Annotated in this window: 12 protein-coding genes; 5 read left to right on the forward strand and 7 right to left on the reverse strand. The window is 68.8% G+C overall.

Annotation, left to right across the window (positions count from 1 at the left end; genetic code table 11):
- Nucleotides 1-48 precede the first annotated feature (48 nt).
- A complete protein-coding gene (locus WS45_RS01180) occupies nt 49-309 on the forward strand; it encodes a hypothetical protein (protein ID WP_006760082.1) in 261 nt (86 codons plus the stop codon).
- 247 nt (nt 310-556) lie between these two features.
- Nucleotides 557-856: a DUF4148 domain-containing protein gene (locus WS45_RS01185; protein WP_059537592.1), complete on the forward strand. Its 300-nt coding sequence runs from the start codon at nt 557-559 to the stop codon at nt 854-856.
- A 91-nt stretch (nt 857-947) separates the two neighbouring features.
- Here WS45_RS01185 and WS45_RS01190 read toward each other — a convergent pair whose 3' ends face one another.
- Nucleotides 948-2723, reverse strand: coding sequence for a GGDEF domain-containing protein (locus WS45_RS01190; RefSeq protein ID WP_059697719.1), 1776 nt, complete (start codon nt 2721-2723; stop codon nt 948-950).
- On the reverse strand, nt 2720-3844 hold the full coding sequence (locus WS45_RS01195) for an extracellular solute-binding protein (protein WP_059697722.1): 1125 nt from the start codon (nt 3842-3844) through the stop codon (nt 2720-2722). The genes WS45_RS01190 and WS45_RS01195 overlap by 4 nt, the downstream gene beginning before the upstream one ends.
- Nucleotides 3845-4192: 348 nt before the next feature.
- On the opposite strand from WS45_RS01195, the gene WS45_RS01200 reads away from it, so the two are divergent.
- From WS45_RS01200 to WS45_RS01210, 3 genes are all read left to right on the forward strand, one after another.
- Complete coding sequence (locus tag WS45_RS01200) at nt 4193-5626, forward strand: aminotransferase-like domain-containing protein (protein ID WP_059537792.1); 1434 nt, start codon at nt 4193-4195, stop codon at nt 5624-5626.
- A 179-nt stretch (nt 5627-5805) separates the two neighbouring features.
- Nucleotides 5806-7590 (forward strand): nitrite/sulfite reductase, encoded by a 1785-nt coding sequence (locus WS45_RS01205; protein WP_059697724.1) that lies wholly within the window; start codon nt 5806-5808, stop codon nt 7588-7590.
- Nucleotides 7587-8033, forward strand: a complete 447-nt coding sequence (locus WS45_RS01210; RefSeq protein WP_059691251.1) for a DUF934 domain-containing protein — start codon at nt 7587-7589, stop codon at nt 8031-8033. The genes WS45_RS01205 and WS45_RS01210 overlap by 4 nt, the downstream gene beginning before the upstream one ends.
- 70 nt (nt 8034-8103) lie before the next feature.
- Here the strand turns inward: WS45_RS01210 and WS45_RS01215 are convergent, their stop codons facing one another.
- From WS45_RS01215 to nirD, 5 genes are all read right to left on the reverse strand, one after another.
- Nucleotides 8104-9369, reverse strand: coding sequence for a virulence factor family protein (locus WS45_RS01215; RefSeq protein ID WP_059697726.1), 1266 nt, complete (start codon nt 9367-9369; stop codon nt 8104-8106).
- Complete coding sequence (gene mprF, locus WS45_RS01220) at nt 9366-11960, reverse strand: bifunctional lysylphosphatidylglycerol flippase/synthetase MprF (protein WP_059537564.1); 2595 nt, start codon at nt 11958-11960, stop codon at nt 9366-9368. Before mprF ends, WS45_RS01215 begins: the two co-directional genes overlap by 4 nt.
- 393 nt (nt 11961-12353) lie before the next feature.
- Nucleotides 12354-12788 (reverse strand): hypothetical protein, encoded by a 435-nt coding sequence (locus tag WS45_RS01225; protein ID WP_059697727.1) that lies wholly within the window; start codon nt 12786-12788, stop codon nt 12354-12356.
- Nucleotides 12789-13016: 228 nt separating this feature from the next.
- Nucleotides 13017-17207, reverse strand: a complete 4191-nt coding sequence (locus WS45_RS01230; RefSeq protein ID WP_059697729.1) for a bifunctional nitrate reductase/sulfite reductase flavoprotein subunit alpha — start codon at nt 17205-17207, stop codon at nt 13017-13019.
- Between the two features lie 17 nt (nt 17208-17224).
- A complete protein-coding gene (gene nirD / locus WS45_RS01235; protein WP_059697731.1) occupies nt 17225-17572 on the reverse strand; it encodes a nitrite reductase small subunit NirD in 348 nt (115 codons plus the stop codon).
- Between the last annotated feature and the right edge of the window lie 8 nt (nt 17573-17580).

The following is a 17580-nucleotide window of genomic DNA, read 5'->3' on the forward strand; positions in this document are numbered from 1 at the left end:
CCGCGCCCCCCTTCGGCCCCGATCCCCAAGACGCGTTAGACTGTCCCGATGGAACAATGCCGTTATTGCCAGAGAATCCGCGATGAATGGGATTGCCACGGGGACGAATGCCGCCGGGCAATCGCGAAGGCCCTGCGCCGGCAGCGCGCGGGCCTGCCGATGGTGCCCGATCGCATCCGCAACGAGCTGCCGTCCGGCGCGCCGACCCAGCAGGTGATCGCCGTCCTGTCGCGTCAGCGCCTGCGGGCCCGCCGCGGCAACGAGGAACGCCGCGAGCGCAAGGAAATCGACGACGCCGACGGCGTCTGATCGCGCAAGATCCCCGATCCCGCTCCGCCGGCCGTGCGCCGCGCATCGTGTCATCCGCCCGCCGTCGGTTTGCCATTCCCGCAATGCCGGACGGGGACGGATCGAATTTCCGCGGCGATTATTACCTCGGCCGCAACGATCTTTCGTCGGAATCCACGTTTACCCTGAATCGACTGACGCCTACGATGTAATCAATCGCTTACGACATGGTGTCGCCGGCGAACTCAATAGAACATCGGAGGTCATCATGAAATCGCTCGTTTCCGCAGTCGTTGCCGCTGTTGCCCTGTCCGCTTCGTTCGGCGCATTCGCCCAAAGCACCGTGACCCGCGCACAAGTGCGCAACGAACTCGTCCAGCTCGAAAGCGCCGGCTACAAGCCGAGCCAGTCGAGCCCGTACTATCCGGCCGACATCCAGGCCGCGCAAGCGCGCGTGCACGCCGCCGACGCCAGCGGCTACGGCGCGCAACCGGCCCCGGTCGTCCAGGGCGGCGCACCGGCAGTCAAGGTGCAGAACGCGCGCGACTCGGTCTACTTCGGCCACTAAGCCCGCCGCTGCGCGCATCGCGCAGTCCGCCCGGTTCCGACGAGCCCGTCCCGTGACGGGCTCGTCGCATTTGCGCGGCACGCAGGGCCCGTCAGCCGCTGCCGCCCGCCGCCACGCGGGCGCCCGCATCCGCGCCGATGCCGCCGCCCAGCAATTCCTGGTAACGCACGTACGCGCATTGCGCGGACGCCTTCGCCGCATACATCGCCGCATCGGCCTTGACCAGCAGCTCCTCGGCCGACGCGCCATCGGCCGGATATTCGCTGACGCCGATGCTCGCGCCCACGGCCAGGTGACGTTCGCCGAACTCCAGCTCCTCGGCCATCACGATCTGGATACGCAACGCGATATCGCCGATCACCTCGGGCGATCGCACGTCCGAAATCAGCACGATGAATTCGTCGCCGCCGAGCCGCGCGGCCATGTCGCCGCTACGCAGCACGAGGCTCAGCCGTTTCGCGACCGCGACGAGCGTGCGATCGCCGGCCGCGTGCCCGTGCTGGTCGTTGATCTGCTTGAAGCGGTCGAGATCGACGAACATCACCGCCAGCCCCTCGCGCACCGCGGCCGCATGCCGGATCGCGGCCTCGAGATGCTCCATGAACAACAGGCGGTTCGGCAGCCCGGTCAACGGATCGTGGCCGGCCAGGTGCGTGAGCTCCAGTTGCTTCGCGCGCAGCATCGCGACCTGCGTGCGGATCTCGACGCGCATGCTGTCGAAACAGCGCGCCAGCACGCCGATCTCGTCGGCCCGCGCAACGGGCAATCGCTCGGCGGCCGGATCGTCGAACACGTGGGTCGCCGCGTGCGCGAGCATCTGCAACGGACGCGTGATCGCGCGCGCGAACAGGATCGCGAGAATCACCGCCGCCAGGCTCATCAGGAATACCATCCGGATGATCCGTTCGCCAAGCATCCCGGCCGGCGCCAGCACGTCCGTGAGCGGACGCGCCATGCCGAGGACAACGAAGCGGTTGCCCTCGTTGTTGCCGAACGGCGTGCGCACGAACGCGAGCATCTCGCCCGGTACGTCGTCGGGCTGCGCGAGACCGTTGAGCGTCACGTTCGTGCGCGTCCCGGCGAACAGCAGCCGCGTGCCGGGAAAGCGGTCCTGCATCAGCACGCGCCGGCCGCGATCAAAGCCGAAGGTCTGCGACGGATCGGGATGCACGAGGAAGTCGCCCCACTCGTTCGCGAGGAACACCGCGTAGTCCTGCGGCAGGTCGCGCTCGAGCCGATCGAACATGCGCGACAGCTCGACGTCGACGACCAGCGCGCCGACCACCACGTCGGCCTGGTCGACGACCGGCGTGCCCACGCGCAGGATCGGCAGCCCTTCGGCCGCATGCGCGCCGGTCTCGTGATTGATCACGATCGGCGACAGGTAGATATGACCGGGCGCCGTCGCGAGCGTATCGAATACATAGGAAAACTGTCCTTTCTCCTGGAATGCACTCTCCGGCAGCACGACGATGCCGCGCGCGTCGCGATCGACGCGAATCCGCTCGAGCCCGAAATCGCCGCGCGCGATCAGCCGGATCTGCAGGTACTCGGGATGGTTCTTCATGAAGCTGACATACACCTGCTCGAGCCGCGAGCGCGGCGCAGGATCGGTGCCCTCTCCGCTCGCAACGCTCGCCGCCGACGGCAATTGCGCGAGCACGAGCGCATCGTCGGCCACGTCGGACAGCGCGGTCGTGAAGCGCTGTCCGAGCAATTGCGTCGACATCAGCAGGTTGTGCTGTGCTTCCTGCACGAGCATCGTCCGGTTCGCGCGGTAGGTGGAGTAGCCGGTCGTGCCGGACGCGATCACGCCGATGCACGCGAACAGCACCGACAGCTTCGACGTGAGCCCGAGCCTGATCATTTGTCGAACCGCTCCGGCCGGTCGCCCGACACGATGCGGCTCCACAGCGACTCGCGCCGCGCGATGTCCTCGACCGGCTGGATCCACACGAGGTGCTGGTTGCCGGACTCGAGACCGGGTGGCGGCTCGAGGGTATTCGCGAGCCCCTGGCGTTCGGTCAGCAGTGCGCCGATCGCCGGTTCGAGCATGTAGTTGATCCATGCGAACGCGAGCTCGCGATGCTCCGCGCCGCTCGTGACGCCCCAGCAGTCGAGCCACGCGAGCGCGCCTTCGTCCGGAATCACGTAGCCGACGTCCGCACCGGCGCGACGCAGTTGTTCGACCTGCTGCGTGCCGTAGTTGCCGAACATCAGCGCCGCGTGATGCTGGACGAACAGCGCGGTCGCCTCTTCCGGAAGCGTGTAATACGTGAGCAGGTTGCGTCGCAGGTCGACCAGCTTGTGCGCGACGGCAAGCGTTTGCGCGGGCGACAGGTGAAAGGGGTCGGGGTAGCGGAGTGCGAGTGCGGTGAACGAAAAATTATGCTGCGCGCTGTTGAAGTCGAGCACCTTGCCGCGGTAGCGCGGATTCCACAGTTCCAGCATCGAGCGCGGCGCAGCGGGCACCTGCTTGCGATCGTAGATCAGTCCCATCGACGAATACGTGAACGGAATCGCATAGGTCGAGCCGTTGTGCACGAGTCCGCCGATCGTCGCGAGCTGCTGGAAATTCGGTTGTTGCCGCCGACGGTTGGGGATCTGTGACAGGTCGATCGGTATGAGCAGGCCGTCGCGCGCGTAGCGCTGGATCTCTGCCGTGTTGGCCGCGAGCAGGTCGTACGGCGGCGGCGACGCGCTGTGCATTCGCGTCCACAACGCTTCGTCGGAATCGACGAACGTCACTTCGACGCGTACGTGGAATTGCGTCTCAAACGCATTGACGACATCGTTGTCCGCGTAGCCGGGCCATGCAAGGACGCGCAGGACGTTGTCGTTGACGGTCTCGGGAGAAGCCGCGCACGCAGGCAGGCCCTGCAAGCCCAGCGTCAGGATGACAAACCATCGGCATACGGCCCGGCGCGCACGCCGACACGCGCCGATTCCCCTGATCAATCGGTCCTCGCCCGCATTCCCCGTATGCATTCGACTATCCTTTTTTCGAGTCGATGCTTGAGCTTGCAACAAGACCATAAAAAATATCGCCGCGCAATTGGAACAAGCCGCACGCACACCGCGTCCGCGCGCGCGAAGAATCATCAGGTGATAGGCATGACTCGACGCGTGCCGCGTGCGGTTGCAGCCACGCGGCACACGAGTGAACGCCGCGATCACGCGCGACGGATGCGCACGCATCGGCATCGCCACGACGGCGCGACCGCGCCCACCCGTCGCACTTTTCTTTTCGGGCCGCTCGTCGGACAATGTCCCGCCTCCGCCGCGCGCGGCGCCGCACCGGCCCGCGCGCGGCGCACGCATGCTCCACCGGCGCCGATGAAACGCTACGAAACCCTCGCCCATACGATCGCCGACGAAATCCGCAACGGCAACCTCGCGGTCGGCACGCGCCTGCCGTCGCTGCGCCAGATCATCGCGCAGCATGGCGTGAGCCAGTCGACGGTGTTTCGCGCGTACTACCTGCTCGAACAGTGGGGGTTGATCCGCGCACGCGAACGCTCCGGCTATTACGTCGCGCCGGGCGCGGGCCCGGCGGCGCACCCGCCCGCGAAACACCGCGCAAGCCGCGCCGGCGCCACGCGCAAGGTCGACATCAGCGATCTCGTGTTCTCGGTGCTCGACGCCGCGACGCAACCCGGCATCGTGCCGCTCGGCTCCGCGTTCCCCGCGCCGCAGCTGTTTCCGCTGCCGCGCCTCGCGAAATCGCTCGCGCAGGCAACGCGGCTCGTCAGCCCGTGGAGCACGGTCGTCGACCTGCCGCCGGGCAACGAGGCGCTACGCCAGCAGATCGCGCGGCGCTATCTGGCAACCGGCGTCGCGCAACCCGTCGACGAGATCGTCGTCACGAATGGCGCGCTGGAGGCGCTGAACCTGTGCCTGATGGCCGTCACGCGGCCCGGCGACGTCGTCGCGGTCGAATCGCCCGGCTTCTATGCGGCGCTGCAGGCGATCGAGCGGCTCGACCTGCGCGCGGTCGAGATTCCCGTCGATCCGCGCACGGGCCTCGATCTCGATGCGCTCGCGAACGCGCTCGACCGGCACGACATCCGCGCGTGCTGGTTCATGACCAATTTCCAGAATCCGACCGGTGTCACGCTGTCGCTCGACAAGAAGCGCGCGCTCGTGGAGATGCTTGCCGCGCGCGAGGTGCCGCTGATCGAGGACGACGTGTACGGCGAGCTGCATTTCGGCCCCGACTATCCGCTGCCCGCGCGCGCCTTCGACCGGCACGGTCTCGTGATGCACTGCAGTTCGTTCTCGAAGACGCTCGCGCCGGGCTACCGGATCGGCTGGGCCGCCGCCGGCCGGTTCGCGGAAAAAGTGCAGCGGCTCAAGCTGATGACCACGCTGTCGGCGAGCATCCCCGCACAAGCCGGCATCGCGAACTATCTGGAGCACGGCGGCTACGATCGTCATCTGCGCAAGCTGCGCGGCGCACTGCAGACGCAGCTCGCCCGCATGGACGACGCGCTGCGGCGCTGGCTGCCGGACGGCGTCGAGTGGGTGCGGCCGGACGGCGGATATTTCCTGTGGCTGTCGTTTCCCGATGCGATCGACGCGATGGAACTGCATCGCCAGGCGATCGCGCGCGGCATCAGCTTCGCGCCGGGGCCGCTGTTCTCGGCCGCGCACGGCTTCGAGCGCTGCGTGCGCGTGAACTTCGGCCATCCGTGGAGCCGCGACATCGAACGCGCGATCCGCGTGCTTGGCGAACTGGTCGCCGAGCCCGCGGTACGCAAGGCCGGTTGAGCCCGCACGCAGGCCGCCGCCGGCGCATCGCCGATCTGCTGCGCCCTTTTCGTCCCGATCTGCTGCTTGTCCCGCCGCCCCGCCTTCCCTACGCTGTCTCCGGTTGCCCGACACCCGTCGCAACGTCCCCTTCCGAGCGGCGCGCGCCCTGCACCGCCGCTCCTCTCGCGTATCACGTCATGTACCGATATACCGATTTCGACCGGGCGCTCGTGCACAGCCGCGCCGCCCAGTTCCGCGACCAGCTCGAACGCTGGCAGCACGGCACGCTGAGCGAGGACGCGTTCCGGCCGTTGCGCCTGCAGAACGGCTGGTACGTGCAGCGCCACGCGCCGATGCTGCGCGTGGCCGTGCCGTACGGCGAACTGTCGAGCGCGCAGCTTCGCGTGCTCGCCCGGATCGCACGCGACTACGACGTGCCCGACGACGCCACCTATCGCGCCGCCCGCGACGCGCAGGCGCTGCTCGGCACGCTGCGCCTTCCGACCCGCAACGCGCACTTCACGACCCGCACCAACGTGCAGTTCAACTGGATTCCGCTCGCGAAGGCGGCCGACGTGATGGACCTGCTCGCGACCGTCGACATGCACGGGATCCAGACAAGCGGTAATTGCATCCGCAACATTTCGTGCGACGAGCGCGCGGGCGTCGCGCCGGACGAGATCGCCGATCCGCGTCCGTTCGCCGAAGTGATGCGCCAGTGGACGACGCTGCATCCGGAATTCGCGTTCCTGCCGCGCAAGTTCAAGATCGCGATCACCGGCGCGACCGAGGACCGTGCGGCAACCGACTGGCACGACGTCGGGCTGAAGCTCGTGCGCAACGACGCGGGCGAGCTCGGCTTTCGCGTGAGCGCCGGCGGCGGCATGGGCCGCACGCCGCTGATCGCGACGCTGCTGCGCGCGTTCCTGCCGTGGCGGCACGTGATGAACTACATCGAGGCGATCGTCCGCGTCTACAACCGCTACGGACGGCGCGACAACAAGTACAAGGCACGCATCAAGATCCTCGTGAAGAGCGAGGGCCAGCGCTACATCGACGACGTCGAGGAAGAGTTTCGCCAGATCGTCGAGCATGACGGTGGCCCGCACACGATCCCGCAGGCCGAATTCGACCGCATCGCGGCATCGTTCGAGCCGCCGCGCATCGCGCCGCGTGCGCTCGACGTGCAGGATGCCGAAGCGCGCATGGCCGCGCACGCCGGTCGCCATCCGGCCTTCGCGCGGTGGCTGGCGCGCAACGTCGCCGCGCACCGCGACCCGGCGCTGAGGATCGTCACGCTGTCGTTCAAGCGCCGCCTGCAGGCGCCCGGCGACGCGTCGCCCGAGCAGCTCGACGCGCTCGCCGAACTCGCCGACCGCTTCTCGGCCGGCGAAGCGCGCGTCACGCATGCGCAGAACGTGGTGCTGCCGTGGGTGCACGTCGACGACCTGTTCCTGCTGTGGGAACACGCGCGCGCGATCGGTCTCGCCAGCGCGAACGTCGGACTCCTGACCGACATGATCGCGTGCCCAGGCGGCGATTTCTGCGCGCTCGCGAACGCGCGCTCGATTCCGATCGCCGACGCGATCGCCGAACGGTTCCAGGATCTCGACATGCTGCACGACGTCGGCGACATCGACCTGCACATCAGCGGCTGCATCAACTCGTGCGGCCACCATCACAGCGGGCACATCGGCATCCTCGGCGTCGACAAGGACGGCGCCGAGTGGTATCAGGTGACGCTCGGCGGCTCGGACGGTTCGAGCGCGAGCGGCCCCGCGCGGCCGGGCAAGGTGATCGGCCCGTCGTTCTCGGCGGACGAGATCGTCGATGTCGTGGACGCGCTCGTCAACGTCTATCTCGACGCGCGGCTCGACGCCGACGGCCGCGGCGAACGATTCATCGACACGGTGCGCCGCATCGGCGTCGAGCCCTTCAAGGTTGCGGCAAACGACGCACGTCACCAGGCGGAGCACGCATGAACGCGACCGACCCAAACACCCACGCACGCATCCGGCTGCTGACACCGGCCGAACACGCCGACGACACGCACTCGCCCGACACGGCGACGCTCACGACCCTGACGATCGGCAACGACGAGGAACTGGCGCCGCTCGCCGAGCGGATCGCGCAGGCCGCGCGCATCGACCTGCACTTCCCGTCCTTCACCGACGGCCGCGCATACAGCCAGGCGTATCTGCTGCGCAAGCGCTTCGGCTTCGCCGGCGACCTGCGCGCGACGGGCGACGTGCTGATCGACCAGTTGCTGCTGATGGAACGCACCGGGTTTTCGAGCGCGGTGCTCGGCGCCGATGCCGATCTCGCGGCCGCGCGCCGGCAGCTCGACCGGTTTCCCGGCTTCTATCAGCGCGACGCGAGAACGGTAGCGCCGCGGCAGGACGCGGCGACGCAGACGGCGCAATGAAAACGGGCGGCCCGCAGGCCGCCCGTCCGATGAACGACAACCGCGCCCGCCGCGAAGCGGGCGCCGGCGTTCAGCGCGCCGCCACCGGCTTGCCGAACGCGCCGAGGATCTTCTTTTCGAGCGCGATGTAGTCGTGGCCGAAGTGGTGGTCGCCGCCCGTCTTGATCACGTCGGCGCCGGTATTCGCGAGCGCCGGACACATCGTGTCCTTCTCTTCCGCGCCGTAGAAGCACTGCACGAGCTGCGGCGGCACCTTCGCGATTTCCGGCGCGACCTTCATCGCCTTGTCGCTCGCCGGCATGCCGAGCCAGCCCGTCACGCGGATCTGGAAGTCCGCCGCCGGCGCGAAGCCGAGCAGCGACATCACCGCGACCTTGTCGCGCAGGTCGGCCGGCAGCCGGTTGTATGCGAACGGCATCACGTCCGCGCCGAACGAGTAGCCGACCAGCGCCACGCGGTTCGCATGCCAGCGCGCCATGTACGTGCGCATCACACGCGCCAGGTCGCGGCTCACCTGCGCGGGCGGCTTCTCGCTCCAGAAATAGCGCAGGCTGTCGATGCCGACGACCGACACGCCGTCGCGCTGCAGCGCCTCGGCGATCGTCTTGTCGAGATCGCGCCAGCCGCCGTCGCCCGAAATCACGATCGCGAGGCGGTCGCTGCCGCCCTTGGCCGGCAGCTCGACGAGCGGCAGGTCCGACACGTCGAGCTCGTCGCCGCTGCTGGTGTCGTGCAGGTGCGACGTGACGAGCGATACGAGCTTCGCGGTGTCGCCGGCCGCGGCCGTTTCGACGAAGCCCGGCATCGCGCGGCGCACGATCGTCGGATCGGGCGGGCACGGCTTGAAGCGCGCATCGAGCTTCGCCGCCGACGCGACCGACACGACGCCGGCGATGGTGTTTTCCGGCGCCATCGACAGGATCTGCTTCGCGATCGCACCGCCCTGGCCCACGCCCGCGACGATCGGCGTGTAATAGCGCGCCGATTGCGCGAGGCGTTCGAGCTGGTGGCTGACGGCCTCGGCGTCGCCGTCGAGGTGGTGACAGGTTTCCTGCTTCGCGGCGAGGTTCGCCGCATAGCGTTCCGAATCCACGCCGACGGTCATCGCGCCCGCTTTCGCGAGTGCGTCGGCCGCCTGCTGGTCGGCGGCGCCCCAGCCCCGCCCACGCGAGAACAGCACGACGAAGCCGCGCAGCGGGCCGCCCGGCTTCGTCACGGTCACTGGGCCGTAGCGGCCGCCCGATACGGTTTCCGGCTGCGCCGCGAGCGCGGCGCCGGCCAACATCATTCCCGCACAGGCGAGCGCCGCCTGCGCGATACCCTTCTTCAACATCATGAACGCCGACCTCCAGCCAGCAGGGACAGATCCGCGAGCGTGACGAACACGCCGACCGAGCCCGAGGCCGCGAGATAGCGCGGCTCCCAGTGCGGCTCGAACTTGCTCTTGAATGCACGCAAGCCACGGAAGTTGTAGAAGCGGCCGCCGAAGCGCCAGACCATCAGCCCGAACCGGTGCCACGGCGACGGCATCTTCGCCGCCCCCATCCCCGAGAACGGCGCGATGCCCAAGCTCAGCTTGCGGAACCCCGCTTCCTTCAGATGCAGCGCGAGCTGCGTAAACAGATATTCCATCGCATACGGCGACGCGTCCGGCAGATGACGCATCACGCCGACCGTCGCCTCGGTGTTGAGGTCGGTCGTCATGAACGTGACGAAGGCGATCGGCTTGTCGGCCTGGCGCACGAGCATCACCGATTGCGTCGCGAGATAGCCGTCGTGGAATGCGGCCACCGAGAAACTCTTCTCGCGCGCGTCGCGGCTGTCGAGCCAGCCGTCGGAGATGTCGCGCAGCGACGGCAGCGCGGCCGGCACGTCGCACGGCGCGATCACCTCGACCGTCAGCGCGTCCTTGTCGCCGCGGCGCAGCGCATAGCGCAGGTGCGACCGGTTCGAACCCTTCAGGTCGAACCGGTCGAGCGCGATGTGGGCTTCCTCGCCGAGCTTCATCAGCGTGAGCCCGGCGTCGAGATACAGCGGCAGCGCGTTCGCGCGCACCTGGTAGAACGCCGCGCGGCCGCTGTGCGCGTGCGCCAGCGCGATGAACTTGCTGATCAGCGCCGGCCATTCCTCGCGCGGTCCGACCGGGTCGTGCAGCGCGGCCCACGTGCGGCCGTTTTTCGCATACATGAGGAACGCGCGGCGCGATTCGGAAAACAGGAACGACTTGTCGCCCATCAGCGCGAGGCCCGCATCGCTGCATTCCTGTGCGCGGATGATCTGCTCCGCGTCGACCAGGTCCTGCTCGGCGGGCTTCACGAAACGTCCGGGCGCCGGCCGCAGCAGTTGCCACAACGCGAACATCGCGACGAAGACGCCGGCCGCGAGCGTCGCGCGCAGCGCGCGCGGCGCGCGGGCGTCGAACGAGAAATGCGACCACAGATCGCGCGTGTAAGGCACGTCGCGGAACGCGAAGCACAGCACCCACACCGCGAGGATCAGCACCATCGTCACCGACACGAACCAGCTCACAGTGAAGCGCTCGGCGAGCAGCGACGAATGCCGGTTGAAGCGGCGGCGGCTGACGAGCAGCAGCACCAGCAGCGTGCCGAGCACGCCGGCCTCGACGAACGCGAGGCCCTTCGCCAGCGACAGCGCGAGGCTCGCGAGCGTCAGTGCGAAGGTCATCCACCATGCGCCGTCGAGCCGGCGCAGCAGCCCGCGCGCGACGAACAGCAACGCGACGCCCAGCACGCTGCAGATCACCTGCGAGCCTTCGAGCACCCACAGCGGGACGATGTTGCGCAGGATCGCGATCCGGTACCAGAACGCAGGCGTCGCGCTCGAAATCACCAGCATGCTGCCGACCGCGAAGGTCACCAGGCTCAGGAACAGCGGCGCCAGCTGCGACACGCGCGCGGCCTGCCGCGACACCAGCCGGCGGCGCAGCGCGCGGCCCTCGAAACCGGCCAGCAGGCCGGCCGACAACACGAGCGGCACACCGAAGTAGATCGCGCGATAGGCGATCAGCGCGGCGACCATCGCATGCGCGGGCACTTCACGGCCCAGCGTGAAGACCATCGCCGCTTCGAACACGCCGATCCCGCCCGGCGTATGGCCGATCATCCCGAGCAGCAGCGCGGCCGCGTACACGGTGATGAAGGTCGGGAGACCGACCGGCGCGGCCGGCAGCAGCACCCACAGCGTCAGGCCGGCGGCCACGACGTCGAGCACCGCATAGACGACCTGTGCGACGAGGTCGCGCCGCGCCGGCACGTCGAACGAGAGCCATTTGAAGCGCGTGACGACCGGGCGCGCGGTGTTGCCGCACATCATCGTCATCACGGCCAGCACGACGAGCAGCGCGGCGCCGCTCCACGTGAGGACGCCGGGCGCGACATGCAGCATCGCGGCGAGCGTCTGCGGCACGCAGACCATGCCGACCGCCGTCATCAGCACCAGCGCGAGCGCGAGCGTGCCGCTCGTGAATACCGTCATGCGGCCGATCTGCGCGGGCGTGACGCCCGACACGCCATACACGCGCGCGCGCACGGCGCCGCCCGTCAGTGCGCCGAAGCCGGTCGCGTTACCGAGCGCGGACCCGGCGATCGCGCCGATCCACAACGCGACGCGCGGCACCTTCGCGGCGACATAGCGCAGGCCGACCGCGTCGCGGGCGACGAGCGCGAGATAGCTGAGGGCCGTCGCGGCCAGCGACGCGCCCCACTCTTCGGCGGACATGTGACGCAACTCGCGGATCACCGACCGGTAGTCGACGGATTCCGACAGGTGCTGGAAAACCACGATCAGCAGCAGCCCGATGCCGAGCGCGAGCAGCGGCGACAGCACGCGTTCGTTGCGGATCAGCGCCCGGACACGGGCGATCACCGCCGCGGCGCGGCCGGGCGGACCAGGGTGGCGGGAAGACATAGGTTGTTCAGTGGTGGTGCATAGCGAGTCGCGGCGCGGGTTGGCCCGGCGGCGACATATCTGGTTGTTCTGCGTGGGCGGTCGGCCGAAGACGGAGGCAGGCGGCGCCTGGATCAGAACTTACGAGTATACGGAATTTATATTACAGAATCTTTCAAGTTCGGATTGTGCGGTTTTGTGGCACGCGAGGCGCATCAATACCGCATCAAAATCGTGGGTTCGACACACGCAAGGTGCGCATGATACCGGGAACCGACCGGGTTTTCTCATCAGATGAATGACTTGTGATGCATTTGGGAGAAATTCTCCGGCCCGGCCGGGCGAGCAAGGGCAAAACCGCGACCGGGCGCGGGTTTCAGCGAATAGGGACGGATCGTCGCGCCGCGCCCTTCGTCACTTCGCCCGCTCGTGCGCCGCAAGCCCGATCGCCTTGTAGTCGTAGGTCGGATAGAACTCCGTCCGGTACGCGCCCCAGGCCGTGTCCTCGAGCACGCGATTGACCTCCCGCACCCGCGACGCCGGCAACCGCAGCACGACGATCTGCCCGATTCCCATCGCCACCGTCCAGCTCACCACCTCGACGCCCGGCGGCGGAAACGCCTTGTAGAACCCCTGTTTCGCGAGCTGCGCGTTCAGCTCGGCGAGCGGGCGCGACTGGTCGTGCTTCAGGAAGACCGTCAAGAGCACCGCGTTGTCGGGCGTCGCGGCGGCCGTGCCGGCCGGTACCGTCGACGTCTGCCCGACGGCCGGCGCGTCGCAGAATGCGGCCGCGGCCAGCGATGCGACGATCGCAAGGGTTCGAAGCGGGTGATTCCGGCGTGCCGTCATGACGCGACTCCGTGGCTGCATGGATGAAGCCGTCATCATGCGCCGTCCCGCGCATCGCTGCAGCGTGCGCGCTCGTCGGTGCCGGCCCGTTCGCGCAGCACGCCCGGAGGAAATGATCGCGAAGATGCCACGCCGGCAGCCCGAACCGCCGGCGGCTTCGGCTTGCTTGCCGGCCGCCGTGTCGGGCCGGCAAGCCCGCACGGCCGCGTCAACTCGCGCCGCCTGCGCTCAATATACGTCCCGCATGTAGCGCCGCGCCTTCGAAAGCCGCGCGACGTAGTCGTTCGCGGCTTCGTCCGACATCCCGCCGTGCTCGGCGACGACCGCCTTCAGCGCGGTATCAACGTCCTTGGCCATGCGTGCGGCGTCGCCGCACACGTAGAAGTGCGCGCCCTCCTCCAGCCACTTGTACAGCTCGGCGCCCTGCTCGCGCATCCGGTCCTGCACGTAGATCTTGTCGGCCTGGTCGCGCGAGAACGCGAGATCGAGCCGCGTGAGGAAACCGCTGTCGCGCATCGCGCTCAGTTCGTCGCCGTAGTAGAAGTCGGTCTGCGCATGCTGCTCGCCGAAGAACAGCCAGTTGCGTCCGCGCGCGCCGCGCGCCTGCCGCTCGTGCAGGAAGCCGCGGAACGGGGCGACGCCGGTGCCGGGCCCCACCATCACGACGGGCACGTCGCCGTTCACCGGCGGTCGGAAATGCGCGGACTTCTGCACGAACACCGGCACGTGGCCGTCGTCCGCGCGATCGGCGAGGAACGTCGACGCGACGCCTTTACGCGCGCGCCGGCCGTTGTGAAAGCGCACGGCCGATACCGTCAGGTGAATCTCGCCCTGGTGCGCGCTCGGGCTCGACGCGATCGAATACAGGCGCGGCTGCAGCCGCTTCAGCATCCCGACCAGCTCCGTGCCCGACAGATCGACCGGGAACTCGTGCAGCACGTCCGCGAGTTGTTGCCCCCACAACCATTGCTTCAGGTCGGCCTTGCGATCGTCGCCGAGCAGCGCCTTCAGCGCGCCGTTCGCGCTGCGCGACGCGATGAATGCGAGCGTGTCGGGATGCGGGCGCGTGATGTCGAAGTGGCGCGCGAGCGCATCGCCGAGCCGCACGTCGCCGATGCCCGCGACCGACACGGGCGCATCGGCCTTCAGCGCGGTGACGGACAGCAGCTCGTCGACCAGCTCCGGGCAGTTGGTCGGCCACACGCCGAGCGCGTCGCCGGTTTCGTATTCGAGGTTCGCGCCTTCGGTCGACAGCGACACGTAGCGCGTGTCCTTCGCGGCGCCCGGCCGGTTGAGCCGCAGGTTCGCGACGAGCTTCGACGGCGCCGGATGCGCCTTGGTCGGCAGCAACCCCGACGCGCTCACCCCGGCGGACGGCACCGCGTGCAGCGCTGCATCCGCTTCCTTGATCCGGGCAACCACGCGTTCGAGCCACTGGTCCGCATCGCGCTGGAACTCGACGTCGCAATCGACGCGCGCGCACAGGCGCGCCGCGCCGAGTTCCGCGAGCCGCGCGTCGAGCCGGCGGCCGTGCCCGCAGAACTGGTCGTAGTTGCGATCGCCGAACGCGAGCACCGCGAAGTGCACGCCGTCGAGACGCGCGACGCTGCCGGCCTGCAGCGCATCCCAGAACTCGCTGCCGTTGTCGGGCGCGTCGCCGTCGCCGAACGTGCTCGTCATCAGCAGCACGTATTGCGCGCCGGCCAGCGACGCGACCGGATAGTCGGACATGCACGCAGTGCGGATCTCGAAGCCGGCGTTCATCAGCTGCGTCGCGTAGTCCTCGGTCAGCGACTCGATGTTGCCCGTCTGCGACGCCCACAGCAGCACGACCTTCGGCCGCGTGCGCACGATCCGCACACCGCCGGGCGCGGCGGCCTCGGACGGCAGCGCGGGCGCGGCACCGTCCGATGCGTGGGCAGGCACCGAACGGCTGAACAGCCCCGCGAGCATCCCCTCGACCCAGAACCGCACCGGCGGCGCGAGCGGCGCGCCGGCCGGCAGCACCGGCACACCGCCGTCGCGCCGCCCGGCGCTCGCCTTCAGTCCGCTGACGAGGCCGGCCACATACAGGCGCTCCGTGTCGGAGAGCGGCGGCGGCGCGAGATCGGCCACGCCGAGCGCGGCCGCGAAAGTGTCGAGGTCTGCCATGTCGGATTCCTGTGAAGCCGTGATCTGCGCCGACGCGGGCGCGGGCCGCGCGTTGGTAGCCGAGGCATCGGGTCGCGCCGTGTCGTCGTCGGCAGCGGACGCGAACGCGTCCGTGTCGACGCGCGTCAGCGCGACCGCGCAATATTTCAGTTCGGGCTGCTGAGATTCCGGATCGATCGCGTCGTTCGTCACCGCATTGATGCACAGGTCGTCGCCGTACACGTCGTTCCAATGCATCGGCGCGAAGCAGTTGCCGCGCCGCACGCGCTCGGTCACGACGGCCGGCAGCACCGCGCGGCCGCGCGCCGAGCGAATCTCGACGCTGTCCTTCGTCGCAATGCCGAGCGCGTTCGCGTCGTCCGGATGCAGCTCGACGAACGGGCGCGGATTGAGCTTGTTCAGCATCGCGACCTTGCCCGTCTTCGTCATCGTGTGCCACTGATGCTGCAGCCGGCCGGTGTTCAGCACGATCGGGAACGTGTCGTCGGGCAGCTCGGCCGGCGCGACGTGCGGCCGCGCGAGGAAGCGCGCCTTGCCCGACGCCGTCGGAAACGCAATGCGCGGCGCATGGTGCCCGTCGGCCGCCGAGCGCGGCGTCTGGCTCACGCCGTCGTTCAGGTAGCGGATCGGGTGCCGCTCGCGCGCGGTGCCCGGCGCGACCGGCCATTGCACGGGGCCGTCGCGCAGCGCCGCGTGGCTCGCGCCGCGCAGGTCGTAGCCGGTCGCCGGATTCGAAAACCGCACGATCTCGTCGAACACGTCGGCCGCCGACGCATAGTCGAACGCATCGCCGAAGCCCATCGCGCGCGCCACTTCCGCGACGATGCGCCAGTCCGGCAGCGCGTCGCCGGGCGGCGCGACCGCGGCACGCATCAGCGTCATGTTGCGCTCGGAATTGACCATCACGCCGTCGCCCTCGGCCCACAGCGCGCCAGGCAGCAGGATGTCCGCGTAGCGGTTGGTCTCGGTGTCGAGGAACGCGTCCTGCGCGATCACGAGTTCCGCGGCCTGCAGCCCCGCAATCACGTTCTGCCGGTTCGGCACGGTCGCGACCGGATTCGTGCAGACGATCCAGCACGCCTTGATGTCGCCGGCCGCCATCCGTTCGAACAGGTCGACCGTGCCGCGGCCGGCGTCCTTGCGCAGCGTGCCGGCCGGCACGCGCCACAGGTTTTCGACGAAGCGCCGGTCGTCGTCGGACAGCACCGAGCGCTGGCCCGGCAGGCCGGGGCCCATGTAGCCCATCTCGCGCCCGCCCATCGCGTTCGGCTGGCCGGTCAGCGAGAACGGCCCGCTGCCCGGGCGGCAGATCGCGCCGGTCGCGAGATGCAAGTTGCAGATCGCGTTGGTGTTCCACACGCCGTGCGTGCTCTGGTTGAGCCCCATCGTCCAGCAGCTCATCCATTCCTGCGCGTCGCCGATCCATTGCGCGGCCGTGCGAATGTCGGCTTCCGCGAGACCGGTGATTGCCGCGACGCGCTCGGGCGTGTAGTCGGCGAGAAACGCGGGCATCGCGTCCCAACCTTCGGTGTACGTATCGATGAACGCGGCATCGGTGCGGCCGTTCGCGTGCAGCAGATGCAGCAACCCGTTGGTCAGCGCCAGATCGGTGCCGGGCCGGATCTGCAGGAACAGATCGGCCTTGTCGGCGGTGCCGGTGCGGCGCGGATCGACGACGATCAGCTTCGCGCCGGCCTTCACGCGATCCATCATGCGCAGGAACAGGATCGGGTGGCAGTCGGCCATGTTCGCGCCGATCACGAAGAACAGGTTCGCGCGATCGAAATCCTGGTACGACCCGGGCGGGCCGTCCGCACCGAGCGACTGCTTGTAGCCCGTGCTCGCGCTCGCCATGCACAGGCGCGAGTTCGACTCGATGTTGTGGGTGCCGACGAAGCCCTTCGCGAGCTTGTTCACGAGGTATTGCGCCTCGATCGACATCTGCCCCGACACGTAGAACGACAACGCATCGGGCCCGTGCGTGTCGAGCACCGCGCGCAGCCGCCGCGCGGTCTCGACGATCGCGTCGCGGGCCGGCAGCGGCACGAGGTCGTCCTCGCGCGCGCGCCGCACGAACGCGCGGTCGAGCCGCCCGGAACGGCGCAACGCGACGTGCGCCGACGAACCCTTCGTGCACAGCCGCCCGAAGTTGGTCGGATGATCGGAGTCGCCGGACACCTTGACGACTTCGTCATCCTCGACGTGCAGCACCATTCCGCAGCCGACGCCGCAGTATGGGCACACGCTCTTGACGGGGGTGGCGGTCATGCGTGCTCCGTTAGCGCTCAGGCGGCAATCCACACGAAACCGTCCTCGACCCGCGACGGATACGCGTTCACCGATTTCTCGGGGGATTCGAGGCATTCGCCGGTCCGCAGGTCGAAATGCTGCTTGTACAGCGGCGACGCGACCACCACGCGCTCGCCGAGGCTGCCGATCAGCCCGCGCGACATCACCGCTGCCTGCGACACCGGATCGACGTTGTCGATCGCGAACACGCCGCCTTCCTCGGCATGCGCGACATGAAACACCGCGACCTGCTCGCCGTTGACGAGCGCACACACGCCGGTGTTCGGCACGATGTCGTCGAGCGGGCACACGCGGGTCCAGGACAGGGGAAGACGATCGTTCATGATGAGCT

This window comes from Burkholderia sp. RF2-non_BP3, assembly GCF_001522185.1.
GTDB lineage: Bacteria > Pseudomonadota > Gammaproteobacteria > Burkholderiales > Burkholderiaceae > Burkholderia > Burkholderia diffusa.

What these genes read in the sequence shown, in the direction of transcription:
- WS45_RS01225 (WP_059697727.1), bottom strand. Translation starts at nt 12,788, where the DNA reads ATGACGGCACGCCGGAATCACCCGCTTCGAACCCTTGCGATCGTCGCA.
- WS45_RS01230 (WP_059697729.1), bottom strand. Translation starts at nt 17,207, where the DNA reads ATGACCGCCACCCCCGTCAAGAGCGTGTGCCCATACTGCGGCGTCGGC.
- WS45_RS01210 (WP_059691251.1), top strand. Translation starts at nt 7,587, where the DNA reads ATGAACGCGACCGACCCAAACACCCACGCACGCATCCGGCTGCTGACA.
- WS45_RS01215 (WP_059697726.1), bottom strand. Translation starts at nt 9,369, where the DNA reads ATGATGTTGAAGAAGGGTATCGCGCAGGCGGCGCTCGCCTGTGCGGGA.
- WS45_RS01205 (WP_059697724.1), top strand. Translation starts at nt 5,806, where the DNA reads ATGTACCGATATACCGATTTCGACCGGGCGCTCGTGCACAGCCGCGCC.
- nirD (WP_059697731.1), bottom strand. Translation starts at nt 17,572, where the DNA reads ATGAACGATCGTCTTCCCCTGTCCTGGACCCGCGTGTGCCCGCTCGAC.
- WS45_RS01180 (WP_006760082.1), top strand. Translation starts at nt 49, where the DNA reads ATGGAACAATGCCGTTATTGCCAGAGAATCCGCGATGAATGGGATTGC.
- WS45_RS01190 (WP_059697719.1), bottom strand. Translation starts at nt 2,723, where the DNA reads ATGATCAGGCTCGGGCTCACGTCGAAGCTGTCGGTGCTGTTCGCGTGC.
- WS45_RS01195 (WP_059697722.1), bottom strand. Translation starts at nt 3,844, where the DNA reads ATGCATACGGGGAATGCGGGCGAGGACCGATTGATCAGGGGAATCGGC.
- WS45_RS01185 (WP_059537592.1), top strand. Translation starts at nt 557, where the DNA reads ATGAAATCGCTCGTTTCCGCAGTCGTTGCCGCTGTTGCCCTGTCCGCT.
- mprF (WP_059537564.1), bottom strand. Translation starts at nt 11,960, where the DNA reads ATGTCTTCCCGCCACCCTGGTCCGCCCGGCCGCGCCGCGGCGGTGATC.
- WS45_RS01200 (WP_059537792.1), top strand. Translation starts at nt 4,193, where the DNA reads ATGAAACGCTACGAAACCCTCGCCCATACGATCGCCGACGAAATCCGC.